The sequence below is a fragment of the Inquilinus limosus genome, from assembly GCF_051487185.1.
Taxonomy (GTDB): Bacteria; Pseudomonadota; Alphaproteobacteria; order DSM-16000; family Inquilinaceae; genus Inquilinus; species Inquilinus limosus_F.
Window position 1 is genome coordinate 1 of sequence record NZ_JAHVDK010000067.1, and the last position, 4,166, is coordinate 4,166.

Sequence of the window (4,166 nt, forward strand, 5' to 3'; positions counted from 1 at the left end):
AGGTTCAGATGCACCTCCTCGCACAGCCGGCGTTCCGAGCGGATGCCGAAGCAGTACCCGATGAGCAGCATCCGGATCATCAGCTCCGGATCGACCGAGGGCCGCCCGATCTCGCTGTAGAAAGGCCGCAGATGCGCGCGGATGCCGGACAGCTCGACGAACCGGTCGATCGAGCGGAGCAGGTGATCGGCCGGCACGTGGCGCTCGAGGTTGAACTCGTAGAACAGCGCCTCCTGCATCACCGTCCGCTCGCCCATCATCGTCGCGTCCTCCTCTGCCCAGGAGGACTGAATCAGGACTTCACACCGCCGGCAACGACGACTTTTTCAACACAATCGGAACGAACCAGCCGAACTCAGACCGGTGCCGATTGAGAGCCGAGGCGGCTTGACCGCCGCTGTAGGCGATACGGTTCACGGACACCGGTGCTCGTGGAGCTGCCCGCTCACGAGCACCGGGCCCAGATCATCAGCTCGCCTTGCGAGAGCGGCGGGCCTTCGGAGCGGCGGGTTCAGGTTGGGGCGCCGGAGCTGGCGCCGCTGCAGGGCGACGTGTCCCGAGCCCGATCGTCTTGGCCAATGCGCTGCGCTGGCTGGCGTAGCTCGGCGCGACCATCGGGTAGTCTGCCGGGAGGCCCCACCGCTCGCGATATTGGTCCGGCGTCATATTGTAGGCTGATGCCAAGTGTCGCTTGAGCATCTTCAGCTTCTTGCCGTCCTCGAGGCAGACGAGGTAGTCGGGCGTCACCGACTTCTTGATCGGCACCGCCGGCTGCGGCCGCTCCTGCACCGGCTCGACAGGCTTTCCGAGCCCGCTCAGGGCCTTGTAAACCTGATCGATCAACGCCGGCAGATCATTCGTCGCAACATTATTATGAGCCACATGAGCGGCAACGATCTGCACGGTCAGCTTTCGTGTCTCGTCGGCAGTGCCATGTTCTAGTCCGCTAGCTGCGTCTCCCGCCATTTCTGTTCTCCTTTGGGAATCGATGAGCGACTTTTGTCACAGCCGCTCATCAAGTCCAGGATTTTCGGATGCTCTTACCAGTTATTCAGATCGAGCGGCTTTTCTCGCAGGCAGCTTGGATCACGTGCATCTTTTATCGTGAGATCGACACTGCACTGTCCGGCAGTTTCCCGATGCGCTGCAGGTCGACGAGGATGGAGCGCAACGGCGGCCACGGGAACTCCTCGTCATCGCAGCGGGACTGGCCGATTGAGAGCACCATCGCGAGTTTGGCGGCAACGCCAGCCAGGCTGCCGGCCGGCACCTGCCACACGGTTTCGGTGAGGGCATCCCAGCGGTCCCAGGCTTGATTGACACGTTCTTCCACCGGGCCGAGCCCAATGGCCGCCGCGGCCATCTCCCAGCGGCGCCGATGTGCCATGAACTCGCGGTGCAGCCTTTGCCGAAGCTCGTCCGTCCCCGGCAAATCCTCCAGCAATTCGTCGATCTCGGCAGGCTCGCAGGCGGAGACGGGCTCAGCTTCGCCCGGCACCGGAACCAGCACGCGCGGCATGCCGACAGTGCGGAGCAGGACGCCTTCCTTCTTCTGCCAGTCGTCCTGCCAGGCATCGAGCTCGGCATGGAGAGCCCGCCATTCCTGGAAGAAGTCGAGCACGGGATCGGGGGCGGCGCCGCGGCGCCGGGCATCGGCCGCGCCGATTGGCAGTACGGTGGCGCCGCCGAGCAGGTCGCGGCGGCTGAGCGCAGGCAAAGTCGTGGTATTGTCGGAATCAGCCATGATCCGGCTCCTATCAGCTGGACTGTGGTCAGGCTTGGCGAGGTGTGACAGCACCTCGCCAGGCCGCCTTGTGAGGCCAAGAGAATCGCTACATAGTCGCCAATTCGTGTTGCATGTCAATGCAAAATCGCTACACTGTATCGAAAGACGAGCAATGACTCCTGAGCAGTGCCGGATGGCAAGAGCCGCACTGAATCTGGGAGTTCGGGAAGTGGCTAAGCTCGCTGACGTCTCAACAAACACGATCACGCGTCTTGAAAGGGGTGAGCAGTTGAAGGACAGCACCGTCCACGCGGTCCGAGCGGCCCTTGAGGCGGCTGGGATCGAGTTCATCCCGGAGAACGGCGGTGGTCCTGGTGTCCGGCTGAAGAAGCCAAGATCCCAGGGCTAGGGACATCTCCACCGTCGGGAGCCCGCTCCTCCCGCCCCTGCCGGCCTCGGCGGATTGATCCGCCGGCGTCGCGGGCGCAGCTCTGTTCCCCAGGAGCCACTGGCACGGAGCGGAGCGATGCCGGAGGACGCGGACCGGTGGGAGCGGATCGACGCGGCGGTGCTGCGGATCGCGCGGCTGTTGGGCCGGCAGCTGGCCCGCGAGGAGCACGAGCGGCTGCAGCGTCAGGCCGCCAACGAGAACAGAGAGGAGAAGGAGGACCGATGACCCGTGTCGCGCTCTACGCCCGCTACTCCTCGGACGCGCAGCGGGACGCCTCGATCGAGGACCAGCTGCGGCTGTGCCGGTCGCATGCCGAGCGGCAGGGCTGGACCGTGACCCTCTGCTACACCGACCGGGCGATGTCGGGCGCCTCCCTGCTCCGTCCCGGCATCCAGGAGCTGATGCAGGACGCGCAGCGCGGCGGCTTCGATCTGGTGCTGGCCGAGGCGCTCGACCGGATCAGCCGCGACCAGGAGGACGTGGCCGCGGTGTTCAAGCGGCTGCGCTTCGCCGGCGTCGGCATCGTCACCCTGGCCGAAGGCCAGATCAGCGAGCTGCATGTCGGGCTGAAGGGCACGATGAACGCCCTCTTCCTGAAGGACCTGGCGGCGAAGACCCATCGCGGCATCCGCGGCCGGGTCGAGGCGGGCAAGATAGGCGGCGGCCTCTGCTACGGCTACCGCGTGGTCCCGGGCGCCCACGGCCGCGGCGACCGCGAGATCGTCGAGGCGGAGGCCGAGACCGTCCGCCGGATCTGCCGCGAGTTCGCCGCCGGCGCCAGCCCGCGGGCGATCGCCCGATCCCTGAATGCCGAAGGCGTGCCCGGCCCCGGCGGCAGCGAGTGGACCGACAGCACGATTCGCGGCCACGTCTCCCGCGGCACCGGGATCCTCAACAACGAGCTCTATGTCGGGAAGCTGGTCTGGAACCGGCTGCGCTACATCAAGGATCCGTCGACCGGCAAGCGCGTCTCCCGGATCAACCCGCAATCCGAGTGGATCACCAGCGAGGTGCCGGAGCTGCGGATCGTCGACGACGCGCTGTGGCATGCGGTGAAGACGCGGCAGCAGGCGATCCTGGCCAGCCAGGCCAACGCCGTCTCGGCGCTGCAGGCGAATCGGCTGAACCCGATGCGCCGGGCGAAGACGCTCCTCTCCGGCCTCCTCACCTGCTGCGTCTGCGGCGGCCCTTACGCCCTTCACGGGCGCGACCGCTACGCCTGCTCGACCAACGTCAACAAGGGCACCTGCTCCAACGGCCGGACCATCGACCGCCTCGACCTCGAGCGCCGGGTCCTGGTCGGCCTGAAGGATCGGCTGCTGGCGCCGGAGGCCGCGGCCGAGGCGATGCGCGCCTACACCGAGGAGCTGAATCGCCGCAACCAGGCGCGCCGGGCGTCCTCGGAGGCGGACAGGCATGCCCTCACCACCCTGGAGAAGGCCGGCCGCGAGATCGTCACCGCGATCGAGAACGGCGGCTTCAGCCAGATGCTGATGGACCGCCTGCGCGAGATCGAGGCGAAGCAGGAGCAGATTCGCCGGCGCCTGGCCGAGGCGGAGGAGCCGCCGCCCGACGTGCACCCGAACATCGCCGAGCTGTTCCGGCGGAAGGTGGAGCGGCTGGCCGAGGCGCTGAACCATCCGGAGAACCGCCGCGAAGCGGCAGACGCCCTCCGGACGGTGATCGCCGGCATCACCCTGCGGCCGGGTCCGGAGCGCGGCGAGCTGCACGCCACGCTGCACGGCGACCTGGGCACGATCCTGGGCTGGCTGGGCCGGGGCGGCGGGCGCCCGGAGCGCGGACAACAAAAAACCGACACCCCGTCAGGAGTGTCGGTATCGTTGGTTGCGGGGACAGGATTTGAACCTGTGACCTTCAGGTTATGAGCCTGACGAGCTACCGGGCTGCTCCACCCCGCGGGGGTGAGGGAGGAGCATTGTGAGGGGAATGCGAAGAGGGGGGTTGAGTGGGCTTGGTGGACCTGGCGGC

At 67.0% G+C, this 4,166-nt stretch carries 5 protein-coding genes and 1 tRNA gene; 2 read left to right on the top strand and 4 right to left on the bottom strand.

What is annotated here, in order from left to right; translation table 11 throughout:
• From KXR53_RS35370 to KXR53_RS35380, 3 genes are all read right to left on the bottom strand, one after another.
• Nucleotides 1-260, bottom strand: a 260-nt coding sequence (locus tag KXR53_RS35370; protein ID WP_437380310.1) for a transposase, incomplete at its 3' end; no start/stop codon positions are given.
• A 208-nt stretch (nucleotides 261-468) separates the two neighbouring features.
• Complete coding sequence (locus KXR53_RS35375) at nucleotides 469-966, bottom strand: MucR family transcriptional regulator (protein WP_437380311.1); 498 nt, start codon at nucleotides 964-966, stop codon at nucleotides 469-471.
• 133 nt (nucleotides 967-1,099) lie between these two features.
• Complete coding sequence (locus KXR53_RS35380) at nucleotides 1,100-1,744, bottom strand: hypothetical protein (protein WP_437380312.1); 645 nt, start codon at nucleotides 1,742-1,744, stop codon at nucleotides 1,100-1,102.
• A gap of 508 nt (nucleotides 1,745-2,252) precedes the next feature.
• On the opposite strand from KXR53_RS35380, the gene KXR53_RS35385 reads away from it, so the two are divergent.
• A complete protein-coding gene (locus tag KXR53_RS35385) occupies nucleotides 2,253-2,402 on the top strand; it encodes a hypothetical protein (protein WP_437380313.1) in 150 nt (49 codons plus the stop codon).
• Nucleotides 2,399-4,063 carry a recombinase family protein gene (locus tag KXR53_RS35390; protein WP_437380314.1) on the top strand — a complete coding sequence of 555 codons (1,665 nt, stop codon included), beginning with the start codon at nucleotides 2,399-2,401 and terminating at the stop codon, nucleotides 4,061-4,063. Before KXR53_RS35385 ends, KXR53_RS35390 begins: the two co-directional genes overlap by 4 nt.
• Here KXR53_RS35390 and KXR53_RS35395 read toward each other — a convergent pair.
• Nucleotides 4,020-4,096: transfer RNA gene (locus KXR53_RS35395), tRNA-Met, on the bottom strand. The genes KXR53_RS35390 and KXR53_RS35395 overlap by 44 nt on opposite strands.
• Nucleotides 4,097-4,166 lie beyond the last annotated feature (70 nt).

Excerpts from the sequence above, each read along its gene's own strand:
- KXR53_RS35375 (WP_437380311.1), bottom strand. The coding sequence starts at position 966 with ATGGCGGGAGACGCAGCTAGCGGACTAGAACATGGCACTGCCGACGAG.
- KXR53_RS35380 (WP_437380312.1), bottom strand. The coding sequence starts at position 1,744 with ATGGCTGATTCCGACAATACCACGACTTTGCCTGCGCTCAGCCGCCGC.
- KXR53_RS35385 (WP_437380313.1), top strand. The coding sequence starts at position 2,253 with ATGCCGGAGGACGCGGACCGGTGGGAGCGGATCGACGCGGCGGTGCTG.
- KXR53_RS35390 (WP_437380314.1), top strand. The coding sequence starts at position 2,399 with ATGACCCGTGTCGCGCTCTACGCCCGCTACTCCTCGGACGCGCAGCGG.